Origin of the sequence: Acerihabitans sp. (assembly GCF_036398755.1) — a bacterium.
GTDB lineage: Bacteria > Pseudomonadota > Gammaproteobacteria > Enterobacterales > Enterobacteriaceae > Acerihabitans.
Genome location: NZ_DASWOM010000032.1, coordinates 1 through 14,802 on the forward strand (window position 1 = coordinate 1; position 14,802 = coordinate 14,802).

16 protein-coding genes and 1 other RNA gene are annotated in these 14,802 nt (G+C 56.8%); 8 read left to right on the plus strand and 9 right to left on the minus strand.

What is annotated here, in order from left to right:
- Window positions 1–19 precede the first annotated feature (19 nt).
- From rseC to rpoE, 4 genes are read right to left on the minus strand one after another with little or no spacing between them, the layout of a single operon-like run.
- Complete coding sequence (gene rseC / locus VGC33_RS05760; RefSeq protein ID WP_331119798.1) at window positions 20–496, minus strand: SoxR-reducing system protein RseC; 477 nt, start codon at window positions 494–496, stop codon at window positions 20–22.
- Window positions 493–1,458 carry a sigma-E factor regulatory protein RseB gene (rseB, locus tag VGC33_RS05765; RefSeq protein WP_331119799.1) on the minus strand — a complete coding sequence of 322 codons (966 nt, stop codon included), beginning with the start codon at window positions 1,456–1,458 and terminating at the stop codon, window positions 493–495. The genes rseC and rseB overlap by 4 nt, the downstream gene beginning before the upstream one ends.
- Window positions 1,458–2,111, minus strand: a complete 654-nt coding sequence (gene rseA / locus VGC33_RS05770; protein WP_331119800.1) for an anti-sigma-E factor RseA — start codon at window positions 2,109–2,111, stop codon at window positions 1,458–1,460. The genes rseB and rseA overlap by 1 nt, the downstream gene beginning before the upstream one ends.
- A gap of 28 nt (window positions 2,112–2,139) precedes the next feature.
- Entirely contained in the window at window positions 2,140–2,715 is a 576-nt protein-coding gene (gene rpoE / locus VGC33_RS05775; protein WP_162368415.1) for an RNA polymerase sigma factor RpoE, read from the minus strand.
- 422 nt (window positions 2,716–3,137) lie between these two features.
- Between rpoE and nadB the strand changes: the two genes are divergently transcribed.
- Window positions 3,138–4,775, plus strand: coding sequence for an L-aspartate oxidase (gene nadB / locus VGC33_RS05780; protein ID WP_331119801.1), 1,638 nt, complete (start codon window positions 3,138–3,140; stop codon window positions 4,773–4,775).
- 54 nt (window positions 4,776–4,829) lie between these two features.
- Here nadB and VGC33_RS05785 read toward each other — a convergent pair whose 3' ends face one another.
- Window positions 4,830–5,615 carry a tRNA1(Val) (adenine(37)-N6)-methyltransferase gene (locus VGC33_RS05785; protein ID WP_331119802.1) on the minus strand — a complete coding sequence of 262 codons (786 nt, stop codon included), beginning with the start codon at window positions 5,613–5,615 and terminating at the stop codon, window positions 4,830–4,832.
- 132 nt (window positions 5,616–5,747) lie between these two features.
- On the opposite strand from VGC33_RS05785, the gene srmB reads away from it, so the two are divergent.
- Window positions 5,748–7,097 (plus strand): ATP-dependent RNA helicase SrmB, encoded by a 1,350-nt coding sequence (gene srmB, locus VGC33_RS05790; RefSeq protein ID WP_331119803.1) that lies wholly within the window; start codon window positions 5,748–5,750, stop codon window positions 7,095–7,097.
- 364 nt (window positions 7,098–7,461) lie between these two features.
- On the opposite strand, the gene grcA is transcribed toward srmB, so the two are convergent.
- Complete coding sequence (gene grcA / locus VGC33_RS05795; RefSeq protein WP_331119804.1) at window positions 7,462–7,845, minus strand: autonomous glycyl radical cofactor GrcA; 384 nt, start codon at window positions 7,843–7,845, stop codon at window positions 7,462–7,464.
- Window positions 7,846–8,184: 339 nt separating this feature from the next.
- On the opposite strand from grcA, the gene ung reads away from it, so the two are divergent.
- On the plus strand, window positions 8,185–8,868 hold the full coding sequence (ung, locus tag VGC33_RS05800; protein ID WP_331119805.1) for a uracil-DNA glycosylase: 684 nt from the start codon (window positions 8,185–8,187) through the stop codon (window positions 8,866–8,868).
- 63 nt (window positions 8,869–8,931) lie between these two features.
- On the opposite strand, the gene grpE is transcribed toward ung, so the two are convergent.
- On the minus strand, window positions 8,932–9,528 hold the full coding sequence (gene grpE, locus VGC33_RS05805) for a nucleotide exchange factor GrpE (protein ID WP_331119811.1): 597 nt from the start codon (window positions 9,526–9,528) through the stop codon (window positions 8,932–8,934).
- 123 nt (window positions 9,529–9,651) lie between these two features.
- On the opposite strand from grpE, the gene nadK reads away from it, so the two are divergent.
- From nadK to bamE, 3 genes are all read left to right on the plus strand, one after another.
- Window positions 9,652–10,530, plus strand: a complete 879-nt coding sequence (nadK, locus tag VGC33_RS05810; RefSeq protein WP_331119806.1) for an NAD(+) kinase — start codon at window positions 9,652–9,654, stop codon at window positions 10,528–10,530.
- An 86-nt stretch (window positions 10,531–10,616) separates the two neighbouring features.
- Window positions 10,617–12,278 (plus strand): DNA repair protein RecN, encoded by a 1,662-nt coding sequence (recN, locus tag VGC33_RS05815; RefSeq protein ID WP_331119807.1) that lies wholly within the window; start codon window positions 10,617–10,619, stop codon window positions 12,276–12,278.
- 113 nt (window positions 12,279–12,391) lie between these two features.
- Window positions 12,392–12,739 carry an outer membrane protein assembly factor BamE gene (bamE, locus tag VGC33_RS05820; protein ID WP_331119808.1) on the plus strand — a complete coding sequence of 116 codons (348 nt, stop codon included), beginning with the start codon at window positions 12,392–12,394 and terminating at the stop codon, window positions 12,737–12,739.
- Between the two features lie 196 nt (window positions 12,740–12,935).
- Here the strand turns inward: bamE and VGC33_RS05825 are convergent, their stop codons facing one another.
- Complete coding sequence (locus VGC33_RS05825) at window positions 12,936–13,235, minus strand: RnfH family protein (protein WP_331119812.1); 300 nt, start codon at window positions 13,233–13,235, stop codon at window positions 12,936–12,938.
- Window positions 13,236–13,248: 13 nt separating this feature from the next.
- Window positions 13,249–13,686, minus strand: coding sequence for an SRPBCC family protein (locus VGC33_RS05830; protein ID WP_331119809.1), 438 nt, complete (start codon window positions 13,684–13,686; stop codon window positions 13,249–13,251).
- A gap of 159 nt (window positions 13,687–13,845) precedes the next feature.
- Between VGC33_RS05830 and smpB the strand changes: the two genes are divergently transcribed.
- Both smpB and ssrA read left to right on the plus strand, forming a co-directional pair.
- Window positions 13,846–14,328, plus strand: a complete 483-nt coding sequence (gene smpB, locus VGC33_RS05835) for an SsrA-binding protein SmpB (RefSeq protein WP_331119810.1) — start codon at window positions 13,846–13,848, stop codon at window positions 14,326–14,328.
- Between the two features lie 46 nt (window positions 14,329–14,374).
- Window positions 14,375–14,758, plus strand: a transfer-messenger RNA (tmRNA) gene (ssrA, locus tag VGC33_RS05840).
- Window positions 14,759–14,802 lie beyond the last annotated feature (44 nt).

Sequence of the window (14,802 nt, forward strand, 5' to 3'; positions counted from 1 at the left end):
CCGCCGCCGGGCGCTCCGATTACCGCTCGGACGGGTTATCCTGGCGGAGATAAAAAGACGACGGCGGCAGGGCGATTTGCAAAATCACCGGCTGGTATTCACGATCGTTGCCAATGCGCCGGGCAATAAAACGCGCCAGCATAAATCCGCCCAGGGCGCCCAGCAGCCCGCCGCAGGCCGCGGCAAGGTCGGTATTGAACCAGGCCTGCATGATGGCGGCGCAGCCAATCAGGCCCGCCAGCGGCAGCATATACACCAGCAGCGCCGAACGGATAAGGCTGCCCTCGGTAATACCGACTTCCACCCGCTGGCCCGGCACCAGCGGATGCCGGCTTTCAACCTTCAGCTGGTGCTCGGAATCAGAACCCATCTTATTAAGGATGCTGGTACCGCAACTGCCGCTGGAATGGCAACTGCCGCAGCCGGAACGCTGCTCGCAGCGCAGCTGCGCCACGCCCTGCTGCCAGGAGATAACCGTCGCCCATTCTTTGATCATGGTTGCGCCTTAAATAACACGCCGTCGGCGATACGTTTGGCGGTGGCCGGAGGCAGTTCGCCGACAACGGTGATGTCTTTATTGTCACGCACCTCGGTGTGAACGGTGCGCCGTCCGGTGCGGATAAAACGCTCCGCCTCGCCCTGCTGCGCCTGGGAAATATTGACCGAGAAGCTGAACAACCCATCGCTGTACAGCCTGGTCTCGATCGGCACGTTAATCCCGGGCAATGAACGGCGGCTGCGCGAGACTTCATTCACCCCCGCCGGCAGCCAGCTGGCCGTCCAGTCAAATTCCGCTTTTTCCGACGCCGGCATGGCCAGCAGCGGCGGCAGGCTAACCGTTTGCAGCCCCTGCATCAGGGACTGCACCTGCGGATCCACGATAAAGGAGATCACGCGAAACTGTTCGAGCGCCTCGCCGTCGCGATCGAGCAGATCGGCGCGCAGCGGCAATTTGGTGGCGGTGTCAATCCACAGCACATAACCAAACCGCGTGCCGTCCCGCGCCACTACCCGCAACACGTCGCACAGGCGATCGGAGACCCGGGTGCGGCCAACGGGGATAAAATCGTAGAATTGGGCCAGGCGTTCAAAATCAGCGTAAACGATAGAAGGGAGAGAATCAACGATATGATCGCCGGCCAGCGTAAAAGGCTCCAGACCAGGTTCGAAAAAACTGATCTCGTTATCACGCTGCACGATTTCACGACGGGGACCGTCCATTTGCAGCAGCTGGGCCAAACGATGTTTTTGGTACACCGCGTGGCGAAAGCGTAACGAATCGACACCCTGCTTGCTGACGCTGACAAAAGCAAACTCATAATTCAATGACTGGCTGGCCTGGTTCATCTGCTGCAATAGCGCGCCGGGCGCGATGGCCGGGGCATCGGCGGCGGTCGCGGCGGCGGAAAAGAGCAGGCTGCCTGTCATGAAACAAACAGCACACCAAAATGGCTTCATTACTGCGGTTGCATTCCTAAAGACTGGGTACCAGGCACCTGGACCGCGGCCTGCTGGGTTTCATGCTGGTCGAATTGCAGCTGCGTGGAGTGGACCCGACGCTGCAGTTCGTAATCCTGCAAGATGGCGTTGATACGCTTACGCTGCTCCTGCATCTGCTGCTGGGAGCCATTATCGGCGGCGTTGGTCGCCGAAGGCACTCCCAGGCTGACCGGCGAAGCCTGGCCCATCATCGGCAGGGTGTTGAACACCGGCGCTTCTGGCTGGGCATCATTGTTGACCGGCTGGTTATAGTGCTGCACGCCCACGATCACCGCCAGCGACACGCACGCCGCCAGGCCGATTTGCGTCAGCTGCGCGGCCCAAGGGCGCGCCTTATGCCAGAACGGCAGCTTATGCCAGGTATCCGGCGCCGGCTGCGATTCCTTGACCGCATCGGGCAGCAGACGGACCGGCTCGCGAGCAATGGCCTGCGCCACCCGATCGGCTATGTCAAGATGCAGCGTCGCGCCGATATCCCCGCGCAGGGTATCGCGAATCAGATGATACCGTTGCCAGCTTTGTTGTAACTTGTCATCCCTGGATAATTCGTTGAGCAGTTCGTTATCGAACGACTCCCCATCCATAAGAGCGGAAAGCTTTTCGTTATGCATGCGTGGGTACCTTCTCCTGCCGCCATCGTTATCGCTGAATCAGCGGTTGAATTTTGTTGTCAATAGCTTCGCGCGCACGGAAGATTCGCGATCTTACCGTTCCCACCGGGCAATCCATGATGGACGCTATCTCTTCATAGCTCAGGCCATCCAGTTCCCGAAGGGTGATTGCCATGCGCAAATCCTCGGGAAGCCCTTCGATAGTGCGAAACACTATCTGCCGCAACTCTTCAGACAACATTAAATTCTCAGGGTTCGATATTTCTTTCAACGCGCCGGCACTTTCATAGTTTTCGGCGTCGTTGGCGTCCACGTCGCTAGACGGTGGGCGCCGGCCCTGAGCAACCAGATAATTTTTAGCCGTGTTAACAGCAATACGATACAACCATGTATAAAAAGCGCTATCGCCGCGAAATGATTCGAGCGCGCGATAAGCCTTGATAAACGATTCCTGGGCCACATCCGGCACGTCCCCCTGGGGAACATATCGGGATACCAGGCTCGCCACTTTGTGCTGGTAACGAACGACCAGTAAATTGAACGCTTTTTGGTCGCCTTTTTGCACCCGTTCAACCAGCACCTGATCCGTTAACTGCTCGCTCATCCGAGGTAAATTCTCCTCAAATTTATCTCCACGCGAAAAATAGTACCGCCAGCCTCTAAACCAATAACACGAGCAAGCTCCCGTTTGGAGTTTACGCTATAGATAAAGTTCCGCCCCGCCTGTCTTTTTGTTAAATTTAATCGGGGACGGTTCTCGACGCGCCGGCACGTTGGCCGGGAGGCAGTCAGACTACCATGAAATAAAGTTTTATAGTGTCAGAATCCTGAAATCACCCTGCCGGAGCGGCATGTCTACGCCCGGCGCCCTATTGAAAGCGCAGGGTACCGTGAAATGCCCCGGATGTCAGTAAACATGCGTAAATACCCCGACGGGTAAATTATCAGCAATTAGCGGTTTAGCCCTAAATCATACAGTGCTAACATCAGAAAACTATTATTACTGGCATGGTAACCATCCCCATTATGCAACCTTTAACTGAACATGTAACCGACGTGCTGGTCATCGGCAGCGGCGCCGCCGGTCTCTCCCTGGCGCTGCGTCTCGCGGGACATTGTAAGGTCATGGTGTTAAGCAAAGGTCCCTTGAACGAAGGATCGACCTATTACGCCCAGGGAGGGATTGCGGCGGTGTTTGATGAAACCGACACCATCGCCTCCCACGTCGAGGATACGCTTATCGCCGGCGCCGGCCTGTGCGATCGCGAGGCGGTGGAGTTTATCGCCGGCAACGCCCGCCATTGCGTGCAGTGGCTTATCGACCAAGGCGTGCTGTTCGATACGGAAGCGGGCACCGGCACCGGCGGCGGGACGGGAAACCATGCCGGCACAGCGCCCGATGAGCGTTATCACCTGACCCGCGAGGGCGGGCATAGCCATCGGCGCATCCTGCACGCGGCGGACGCCACCGGCAAAGTGGTGGAAACCACCCTGGTGTCACAGGCGGCCAGTCATCCCGATATCCATATCATGGAACGCTGCAACGCGGTGGATTTGATAAGTTCGAATAAAATCGGCCTGCCCGGCACCCGGCGCGTGGTCGGCGCCTATATCTGGAACCGCGAAAAGGAACGGGTGGAAACCTGCCGGGCGAAATGCGTGGTGCTGGCGACCGGCGGCAGTTCGAAGGTCTATCAGTACACCACCAACCCCGACATTTCGTCCGGCGACGGCATCGCCATGGCCTGGCGCGCCGATTGCCGGGTGGCCAACCTGGAATTCAACCAGTTCCATCCCACCTGCCTGTTCCATCCGCAGGCGCGCAACTTCCTGCTTACCGAGGCGCTGCGCGGCGAGGGCGCCTACCTGAAACGCCCCGACGGCACGCGCTTTATGCCCGATTTCGACCCACGCGCCGAGCTGGCGCCGCGCGATATCGTGGCCCGCGCCATCGACCATGAAATGAAACGTCTGGGCGCCGACTGCATGTACCTGGATATCAGCCACAAGCCCGCCGACTTTATCCGCCAGCACTTCCCGATGATTTACCAAAAATTGCTGACGCTGGATATCGATCTGACCAAAGAGCCGATTCCCATCGTGCCGGCGGCGCACTACACCTGCGGCGGCGTGATGGTGGATCAGCATGGTCGCACCGACCTGGACGGACTCTATGCCATCGGCGAGGTGAGTTACACCGGCCTGCACGGCGCCAATCGCCTGGCGTCCAATTCGCTGCTGGAATGCCTGGTGTACGGCTGGTCGGCCTCGGAGGACATTCTTTCGCGCCTGCCGTCCATTAAGCTTGCCAGGCAGTTGCCCGCCTGGGATGAGAGCCGGGTGGACAACTCCGACGAAGAGGTGGTGCTACAGCATAACTGGCACGAACTGCGGCTGTTTATGTGGGACTACGTGGGCATAGTGCGCACCACCAAACGCCTGGAACGCGCGCTGCACCGCATCAATCTGCTGCAGCGGGAAATCGACGAGTATTATTCCAATTTCCGTATCTCGAATAACCTGCTGGAAGTGCGCAACCTGACCCAGGTGGCCGAACTTATCGTCAAGAGCGCCATGCTGCGTAAAGAGAGCCGCGGCCTGCACTACACCCTGGACTATCCGGACATGGACGCCAACCCGCGGCCGACTATCCTGCATCCCTGATATCGGCGCGCAAAGATGAGCCGGGCGCCCGGCGGCTTTCGCCTCGGGCGGATGTTACCCAGGCCGCTGGCCGTCGGCGCCGTCCCGGCCGGCGGGCGGCAGATAGAACCCGCCGGTCAGCGCCCGGTACGCGGCCGAATAGCGCCCGTCGCCGTCGCGCAGCAGCAATGTCGTATAGGTCATGTCGCCCTGGCGGGGCGCGAAGCCCAGCAAAACCCGGTGAAAGGGTTTTTTCGCGTTGTCCGCCACATCGGTGCGAAAGCGCAGATGCCAGCCGCCAAGCCGCGCCATGGCGATAACCTGTTCGCCGATAGCCGTCGGCAATATCAGCGAGAACAGGCCATCCGGCGCCACCAATCGACGGGCGGCATCAAGCAGGCGCTGATGGGTCAGGGTTGCCGTATAGCGCGCCCGGTCGCGCTCAGCGCTTCTGGTGGCTAATCCGACCGGAAAAAATGGCGGATTGCTGACGATAAGTCCGTAGCCCGCTATCTTATCCGCGGCAAGATAATCCAGAATATTCGCGTTGATGCAGCGCAAACGGGACGCCCACGGGCTGGCGGCGAAATTCTCCTCCGCCTGCCCGGCGGCGGCGGGGTCAAGCTCGACGGCATCGATCCGCACCTCCGGGTTTGCGCGCTGCGCCACCATCAGGGCTATCAGGCCGCAGCCGGTGCCGATATCCAGCACCCGCCCCGTTTTGCCCAAGGGGGTCCAGGCGCCCAGCAGCACGCCGTCGGTGCCCACCTTCATGGCGCAGCGGTCATGAGCGGCAAAAAATTGCCTGAAGGTAAAACCGTCCCGGCGCAACGGCATGCCCTCTTTCAAGGATTCGATCATTATTAGGCTCTTTAGCACATATCGGGGTACTTTAGGGCAAACCGTCCGCGGATGAAATCATCCGTTGGCGCGGAAACAGATGAACATTATCCGCGATCCGTCTATAATCTGCGCCCCAACCAGAGGTAGACCATGACTGTAACCCAATTTGATGAATTCGACCTGCATGAAAGCCTGATCGCCGCGCTACGCGATAAAGGTTACGAGCGCCCTACCGCCATTCAGTCCGAAGCGATCCCGCCGGCAATGGACGGGCGCGACGTATTGGGTTCGGCGCCTACCGGTACCGGCAAGACCGCCGCCTATCTGTTGCCTGTACTGCAGCATCTGCTTGATTTCCCCCGCCGCAAATCCGGCCCGCCGCGCGTATTGATAATCACCCCGACCCGCGAGCTGGCGATGCAGGTGGCGGAACAGGCCAAGGAACTTGCCGCGCATACGCGCCTGGACATCGCCACCATTACCGGCGGCGTGGCGTTTATGAATCACGCCATTGTGTTTAGCGACAACCAGGATATCGTGGTCGCCACCACCGGCCGGCTGCTGCAATATATCAAAGAAGAAAATTTTGACTGCCGCGCGGTGGAAACGCTGATTCTGGATGAAGCGGACCGCATGCTGGAAATGGGCTTCGCCCAGGATGTGGAGCTTATCGCCGCCGAAACCCGCTGGCGCAAACAGACCCTGCTGTTTTCCGCCACGCTCGAGGGCAACGCGGTAAAGGATTTTGCCGAGCGGCTGCTTAACGATCCGGTGGAAATAGATGCCACGCCGTCCCGGCGCGAACGTAAAAAAATCGTCCAATGGTACTACCGCGCCGATGATATCAAGCATAAAACCGCCCTGTTGGCCCATCTGCTCAAATTGCCGGACGTGACCAAAGCCATCGTTTTTGTACGCAAACGCGAGCGGGTGCATGAAGTGGTAGGCTGGCTGCATGAGGCCGGCATCGCCACCTGCTACCTGGAAGGCGAAATGGTCCAGGCCAAACGCAACGAAGCCATCAAGCGCATGACCGACGGCCGCATGAATGTGCTGGTGGCGACAGACGTGGCGGCGCGCGGGCTGGATATCGACGATATCAGCCATGTGATCAACTTTGATCTGCCGACCACCGCCGATGTTTACCTGCACCGGATCGGCCGTACCGCCCGCGCCGGACGCAAGGGCTCGGCCATTTCCCTGGTGGAGGCGCACGACCATCTGCTGCTGGGTAAAATCAGCCGCTACCTGAATGAGCCGCTGAAGGCGCGGGTGGTGGATGAGCTTCGTCCCGTCACCCGGGCGCCGGCGGAGAAAACCACCGGCAAACCCTCGAAAAAAGTGCTGGCCAAACGTAAAGAGAAAAAAGAGCTGAGCCAGGCGAAGGACAAGGTTAAGGTCAAGGTTCGGTTGCGCGATAAGCTTAATATCGGCAAGCGCCGGGTAGGTAAAACCGCATCGACGGCCGCCGCCGTCACGCCGAAAGCGGATGATGAATAAAGCATCACCCACCGTTAAAAGCCGCCCGAACGGGCGGCTTTTTTATGGTCTAAACCGTGGTTTTCAGCCTGTTAGCCATTTTTAATCATAACAAAGCCGATTTCCGGCTAAGAACCGTCCGCGATAAACTTATCTGCAATAAAAAAATAGTTAAAAAATGTCTTTTTTCAACAGGTTATATTTATTTTTGATATAAGATGGCATTGATTAAAATTGGCGCAGCGGGGGACTTATCAAAAATTGATCCGAACGCACATTCCGTTTTTGTTGTCGCAATTACTTGATTTTTAATAGTTATTATTAGCATGTAGGAAAGAGAGAAATAAAAAAGGGAGCTTATGCTCCCTTTATGCATCGCGGGCCGTTAAAGAGCGGCGGTGAAGGTACGGGTAATGACATCACGCTGCTGTTCAGGGGTCAGCGAGTTGAAGCGCACGGCATACCCGGATACGCGAATGGTCAGCTGCGGATATTTATCAGGGTTGGCAACAGCGTCTTCCAGGGTTTCACGGGTCAGCACGTTGACATTAAGGTGTTGTCCACCTTCCACACGCACAGTTTCCTTGGCTTCAATGGGAATCTGGCGATATTCGATATTGCCCAGTTCGCTTAACGCAACCACCTGGTCGTCGGCATAGCCGGCAACGGCGCACAGGCAACGGGCTTGTTCAATACTGCTGTCAAGCAGCCAGAAAGAGTTGACCAATGCTTTATTGTCAGCCTTGGTGATTTGAGTTCCGATAATCATAGAATGCCTCCATGGTGTGGCTACAAAATCTGCCCATTCTCGTCCGGTAGACTACCGGCCAATTGGGTATTTGGTAAAACCAATTTGTCTTACTGAGTATATACCAGCCAATTGGCCCGGTTTCTTTGATTTAAATCAATTTATGGGCGGTAAAAATAGAGGGCGTGAAAGCATGTTTTTGTTTTATATCAATTATTGCATTATCGGCCGCATGTGTTTTGCGCACATTTTTTTAACGTTTACTCGCTTAGTTGCAACAGCGGGGGCGGCGGAAAAGATGTCGTCCCTCGGCATAAGACGGTAAGCTATCCACAGTCGCCAATTAACATGGAGCGTAGCATGACACACAGTCCAACCTGGCGGGACGCGCTCGCCGAAGAGAAGACCAAGCCCTATTTCCAGCAAACGCTGAACGCCGTCGCCGGCGAGCGGGCGGCGGGTAAAATCATTTACCCCCCGCAAAAAGACGTGTTCAACGCCTTCCGCTTTACCGAGCTGGCCGCGGTAAAGGTGGTGATCCTGGGACAAGACCCCTACCACGGTCCCAACCAGGCGCACGGTCTGTCCTTTTCCGTCCGTCCGGGCGTGCCCGCCCCGCCCTCGCTGGTCAATATGTACAAAGAGCTGGCCAACGATATCCCGGGTTTTACCAAACCTGAGCACGGCTGCCTGCAAAGCTGGGCCGGACAAGGCGTCATGCTGCTCAATACCGTGCTCACCGTCGAGGCGGGCAAGGCCCACTCCCATGCCAGCCTGGGCTGGGAAACCTTTACCGATAAAGTGATTGCCGTGCTGAACGAACAGCGCGAGGGTATCGTGTTCCTGCTGTGGGGATCGCATGCGCAGAAAAAAGGCACCATTATCGACCCGCAGCGCCACCATATCCTGAAAGCGCCGCACCCATCGCCGCTGTCGGCGCATCGCGGCTTTTTAGGCTGCGGGCATTTTTCCAAGGCCAATGCCCTGTTGGAACAGCAGGGAAAACCGGTGATTGACTGGCAACCGCGGCTGCCGCCTGAATGAGCGGGAATACCTGAAGGGTGGGCCGGTTATCTGGCCAGATGACCGGCTCGCGGGTGGAGGAATCTAGGCCTTGGCTTTCGACACCGCCACCATGGCGGGACGGAGCAGACGCCCGTTGAGGGTATAGCCTTTTTGCATGATCATCATGACATGATTCGGTTCGTGTTCGCCGGATTCGAGCATGGTCATGGCCTGGTGTACCGCCGGGTCGAAAGGCACATGGGTATCGGCGACCACTTCTATCCCGTATTTGCGCACCACGTCCAGCAGCGATTTCAAGGTCAGCTCTATGCCTTCGATAAGCGGGGTCAGTTCGCTGTTGTTTTTATCAGCCATGTCCAGGCCGCGCTCCAGGTTGTCAATCACCGGCAACAGTTCACCGGCGAATTTTTCCAGGGCGAATTTATGGGCTTTTTCCACATCCAGTTCGGTGCGGCGGCGGAGGTTTTCCATTTCCGCCTTGGCGCGCAGCAGGCTGTCGCGCTCGCGTTGCTGCAATTCTTCAAGCCTCGCTTCCAGGCTGGCGATACGCTCATCGCGCGGATCCACGACGTTTGCCGTCTCGGGCGCTGCTTCCGTCTGCTGCCCCGCGTCCATCTCATCCGTGTTAATGTCTTGTGAGACTTGCTCGTCAGGTATCTTCTGTTCTTTACTACTCATCATGAGTTCTCCGCGTTTTAGCTTTTTAGTCTTGCTACTCAGCTTATTATGGGGATGAATAGCGGGGATTCAAGGGATGTCGCATAATGTAGTCAGCAAAACTCGGCGAGGAAAAGTAAACACATGAATCCCCCTTTCAAAAGCATCGGCATTGTCGGCCATCCACGCCATCCCAACGCCCTGGCCACGCACGAAATGTTGTACCACTGGCTGACCGGCCAGGGGCATGAGGTGATCATGGAGCAGCAGATCGCCCGCGATCTTGATCTTACCGGCGCCATCACCGGCAGCCTGGCGGATATCGGCCAGCGGGCGGAACTGGCGGTGGTGGTCGGCGGCGACGGCAACATGCTGGGCGCGGCGCGCATTCTGGCGCGCTACGATATCAAAGTCATCGGCATCAATCGCGGCAACCTGGGATTCCTCACCGATCTCGACCCCGACTCCGCGCTACAGCAGCTTACCGATGTGCTGGCGGGAAATTATCGCTGCGAACAGCGTTTTTTACTGGAGGCGCAGGTCTGCCGGGGCAATGAATGCGGGCGGCTCAGCACCGCCATTAATGAAGTGGTTCTCCACCCCGGCAAGGTGGCGCATATGATTGAGTTCGAGGTCTATATCGACGACAGCTTTGCCTTTTCGCAGCGCTCCGACGGCCTTATCATCGCCACGCCCACCGGCTCCACCGCCTATTCCCTCTCCGCCGGTGGACCGATCCTGACACCGCCGCTGGACGCCATCGTCCTGGTGCCGATGTTCCCGCATACCCTGTCCTCCCGGCCGCTGGTCATCAACGGCAGCAGCACCATCCGGCTGAAATTTTCCCAGGTCGGCAGCGAACTGGAGATAAGCTGCGACAGCCAGATCGCGCTGCCGATACAAGAGGGCGAGGAAATTTTTATCCGGCGCAGCGAATACCATCTGGATCTGGTCCATCCCCACGATTACAACTATTTTAATACGCTCAGCACCAAACTCGGCTGGTCGAAAAAATTATTCTGAAAATCAGCAGCCGGTACTTTACTGTATAAAAAACCAGGTTATACTGTGCTTAACCACAGCTGTGTTTTTATATACAGGAATCTGACATGCTGGCTCAGTTGACCATAACTAACTTTGCGATCGTACGCGAGTTGACGATTGATTTTCAATCGGGGATGAGCGTCATTACCGGCGAGACGGGGGCGGGTAAATCCATCGCCATCGATGCCCTGGGTTTGTGTCTCGGCAGCCGTTCCGACGCAGCCATGGTGCGCCCTGGCGCCCCCAGGGCGGATATCTGCGCGCGTTTCGCCCTCGGCGACGCGCCGCTGGCCGTTCTCTGGCTTGCGGACAACGCGCTGGATAACGGTAATGAATGCCTGCTGCGCCGCGTGGTCGGGCAAGACGGACGCTCGCGCGGGTTTATCAACGGCACGCCGGTGCCTTTATCGCAGTTGCGCGAACTGGGCCATCACCTGATCCAGGTCCACGGCCAGCATGCCCATCAGCTATTGCTGCGTCCCGACTATCAAAAACAGCTGCTCGACGCCTATGCGGATGAAAAAGACCTGCTGCGCTCCATGGCCGACGCTTATCGGCAATGGCACCAGAGCTGCCTTGATCTGGCCTCGTTTCGCCAGCATGCCTCCGAGCGCGAGGCCAGGCGCGAGTTATTGCAGTACCAGTTGAAGGAACTGAACGACTTTATCCCGGCGGAAGGCGAATTCGAGCAAATCGATCAGGAATACAAGCGGCTGGCCAACAGCGGCCAGTTGATCACCACCACCCGCCAGGCCCTGGAGATGCTAAGCGAGGGCGAGGACCAGACCCTGCTCGGCCAGCTGTATGCCGTTCAGCAACGGGTGGGCGAGCTGGTCGGCATGGACGGGCAGCTTTCACCGGTGATGGAATTACTGGAGGAAGCCTCCATCCAGCTGACCGAGGCCGCGGAGGAACTGCGCCATTACGGCGATCGGCTCGACCTGGACCCGGCGCGGCTGTATGAGCTGGAGCAACGTCTTTCCCGCCAGATTACCCTGGCGCGCAAACATCATGTGAAACCGGAAGACCTGCCGCTGTTTTACCAGCAACTTCTCCAGGAACAGCAGTTGCTGGAACAGCACGATACCGACGCCCAGGCGCTGGTCGAGACCGTGGCGCTGCACCACCTCCAGGCCGTGCAAACCGCGAGCAGGCTGCATGAAAAGCGCGTGGATCACGCCGCTGAACTTTCCGCCCTGATTACCCGCAGCATCCGCGAGCTGTCGCTGCCCCACGGCAGGCTGGAAATCCTGACCCATTTCGATGCGGAGAAACTTAGCGCCGAAGGCGCGGATGGTATCGAGTTCCTGGTCACCACCAACCCGGGGCAACCCTTGCAGCCTTTGGCAAAAGTGGCCTCGGGGGGCGAATTATCACGCATCGGCCTGGCCATACAGGTGATTACCGCGCGCAAAATGGATACGCCGGCGCTTATTTTTGATGAAGTGGATGTGGGCATTAGTGGCCCTACCGCCGCAATTGTGGGTAAAATGCTTCGTCAACTGGGCGAATCCACCCAGGTGATGTGCGTGACCCACTTGCCCCAGGTCGCGGGATCCGGTCACCATCACTTTTTTGTCAGCAAAAATACCGATGGCAACGAGACCGAAACCCAGATGATCGCCCTGGATAAAAAAGCCCGTCTGCAAGAGCTGGCGCGCCTGTTAGGCGGAAGTGAGGTGACTAAAAATACGCTGGCAAACGCTAAAGAACTGCTCGCAGCTTAGAAAAGGCTAACTTTTTTACGTTCCCGTGGTCATAGATGGGCCTTGTAGAGGTTCCCAACGCCGGCAAGGTCTATTATCATCGGCATCCTATGCCTAAAAGGAATGTGATTATTATGAGCTGTAAGACGTTGACTGCTGCTGCCGTCGTTCTCCTGATGTTAACCGCCGGTTGCTCCACGCTTGAAAGATTGGTTTATCGCCCGGACATTAATCAGGGAAACTATCTGACAACAACTGACGTAGCTAAAATTCATACCGGCATGACCAAGCAGCAGGTGGCATATATCCTGGGTACGCCAATGATGCAGGATCCCTTCGGCAGCAGCACCTGGTTTTATGTCTTCCGCCGCCAGCCTGGCCATCAGCCGGTCACGCAACAGACGCTTACCCTCACCTTCAGCGATGCCGGCACCCTGACCAATATCGACAATCGGGCATCATTGGATAATGCAAGAGGCTAGATGACCGTTGCCGCCGCCCGCCTTGAAGTGAAACGGTGAAACCGCAAAAAAAGAAGAAAAGAGCGCAGGAAGCACAGCGGTAAAACCGGCAAAACGTTGAGTAAAACGAGCGGGATCGGTAAAGGGACGCAAACCCGGGTGCTAATGAACAACCCTGCCGGATCCCGTCGGCAGGCGCGGCTGCCGGTATTTCCCTCTATTTTTTTGTCCGTTCCGCCCGCTGACGGCGCAGTTCCTTGGGATCAATCAACAGCGGGCGATATATCTCCACCCGATCGCCGTCATTCACCCCATCGCTCAATTTCGCCGGGCGGCTAAAGATACCGACCTTATTCTTGCCCAGATCGATATCATGCCGTATTGCCAGGATGCCGGATGCCTGTATCGCCTGTTCAAGGGTGCTGCCGGGGGCGAGGCGCACCCGCCGCAGGTACTGCCGCTCCGGCAGCGCATACACCACTTCCACGTCGATGTCCGCCGCGGTATCGGACTCAATGCCGGGTATTGGCTCAGGCTGCACGATACACCTCTTTCGCGCGCCGGGTGAATGCCTGCACCATGCTATTGGCCATTTCTTTAAACACCGGTCCAAACGCCAGTTCGATAAGCCGGCTCTTAAACTCAAAACTCATTTCAAATTCCACTTTGCACGCCTGCGGACTCAGCGTGGTAAAGCGCCAATCGCCGGCAAACGAACTAAAGGGGCCTTCCACCAGACGCATTACGATACTTTCGTTATCGGTAATGACATTACGCGTCCTGAAGGTCTTGCTGATACCCGCCTTGGAGACATCCATCTCGGCGGTTAATTCGTTACCTTCCTTGCCCAGAACCCTGCTGCCGGTACATCCGGGGATAAACTCCGGATAAGCGCGGATATCATTGACCAAGGCAAACATTTGTTCCGCGCTGTACGGTACTAACGCGGAACGACTGATATGAGGCATAAGGATTCCTGTCTTGACGTTTACTTCTTAATATTATCATTTATCCGTCTTGAGACAAAAAGTGTTGTCCTCTATTTGACTTAAAAAACAGCAATAGAGCCGGGCAGCGTCAGGAAACCATTTTAATCCTCCCCATAAAACTGTATGATATTTAGTATCATGACAAAGAAAAAAGCTTACAAACCCGGTTCAGCCACCATTGCGCAAAACAAGCGCGCCCGACATGAATATTTCATCGAGGAAGAGTTCGAAGCAGGACTCGCGTTGCAGGGATGGGAAGTCAAATCGCTCCGTGCCGGCAAGGCCAACATCAGCGATAGCTATGTGCTGCTTAAAGATGGCGAAGCCTTTTTATTCGGCGCCACCTTCCAGCCGCTGATGGCTGCTTCATCCCATGTGGTCTGCGATCCCATGCGTACCCGCAAGCTCTTGCTGAACAAGCGCGAAATCAGCTCGCTGTTCGGCCGGGTCAACCGCGAGGGCTACACCGTTGTCGCCTTGTCGCTGTACTGGAAAAACGCCTGGACTAAAGTCAAGATAGGCGTCGCTAAGGGCAAGAAAGACTTCGATAAACGCGAGGATGTCAAATCGCGCGAATGGCAGGTCGATAAAGCACGGATCATGAAGAACGCCAACCGTTAGGATTTGCCGCGCCATTCAATTTTTGCTATAATGAAATTAACAACTTGGGGCTGATTCTGGATTCGACGGGATTTGTGAAACCCAAGGTGCATGCCGAGGTGAGGTAGGCCTCGTTAAACAGCCTCAAAAAAAATAATTGCAAACGACTCGCAATACGATCGCGCTGCTTTAGCAGCTTAATCAGACTAAACCCCTGATGTGATCCCTCTCTCCCTAGCCTCCGCTCTTAGGACGGGGATCAAGAGAGGTCAAACCCAAAAGAGCTCGCGTGGAGACCCTGCCTGGGGTTAAAACGTTAAATTCAATCAGGCTAGTTCGTCAGTGGCGTGTCCATCCGCAGCTGCCGGGCGAATGTAATGATTGGACTAAGCATGTAGTACCGAGGACGTAATAATTCCGGACGGGGGTTCAAATCCCCCCAGCTCCACCAAATTCTTGGTTGATGGTTACCAGAGCCATCCAACGAAGTCCTAA

Coding starts and splice junctions, on each gene's coding strand:
- rseC (WP_331119798.1), bottom strand. CDS start 496: ATGATCAAAGAATGGGCGACGGTTATCTCCTGGCAGCAGGGCGTGGCG.
- rseB (WP_331119799.1), bottom strand. CDS start 1,458: ATGAAGCCATTTTGGTGTGCTGTTTGTTTCATGACAGGCAGCCTGCTC.
- rseA (WP_331119800.1), bottom strand. CDS start 2,111: ATGCATAACGAAAAGCTTTCCGCTCTTATGGATGGGGAGTCGTTCGAT.
- rpoE (WP_162368415.1), bottom strand. CDS start 2,715: ATGAGCGAGCAGTTAACGGATCAGGTGCTGGTTGAACGGGTGCAAAAA.
- nadB (WP_331119801.1), top strand. CDS start 3,138: ATGCAACCTTTAACTGAACATGTAACCGACGTGCTGGTCATCGGCAGC.
- VGC33_RS05785 (WP_331119802.1), bottom strand. CDS start 5,615: ATGATCGAATCCTTGAAAGAGGGCATGCCGTTGCGCCGGGACGGTTTT.
- srmB (WP_331119803.1), top strand. CDS start 5,748: ATGACTGTAACCCAATTTGATGAATTCGACCTGCATGAAAGCCTGATC.
- grcA (WP_331119804.1), bottom strand. CDS start 7,845: ATGATTATCGGAACTCAAATCACCAAGGCTGACAATAAAGCATTGGTC.
- ung (WP_331119805.1), top strand. CDS start 8,185: ATGACACACAGTCCAACCTGGCGGGACGCGCTCGCCGAAGAGAAGACC.
- grpE (WP_331119811.1), bottom strand. CDS start 9,528: ATGAGTAGTAAAGAACAGAAGATACCTGACGAGCAAGTCTCACAAGAC.
- nadK (WP_331119806.1), top strand. CDS start 9,652: ATGAATCCCCCTTTCAAAAGCATCGGCATTGTCGGCCATCCACGCCAT.
- recN (WP_331119807.1), top strand. CDS start 10,617: ATGCTGGCTCAGTTGACCATAACTAACTTTGCGATCGTACGCGAGTTG.
- bamE (WP_331119808.1), top strand. CDS start 12,392: ATGAGCTGTAAGACGTTGACTGCTGCTGCCGTCGTTCTCCTGATGTTA.
- VGC33_RS05830 (WP_331119809.1), bottom strand. CDS start 13,686: ATGCCTCATATCAGTCGTTCCGCGTTAGTACCGTACAGCGCGGAACAA.
- smpB (WP_331119810.1), top strand. CDS start 13,846: ATGACAAAGAAAAAAGCTTACAAACCCGGTTCAGCCACCATTGCGCAA.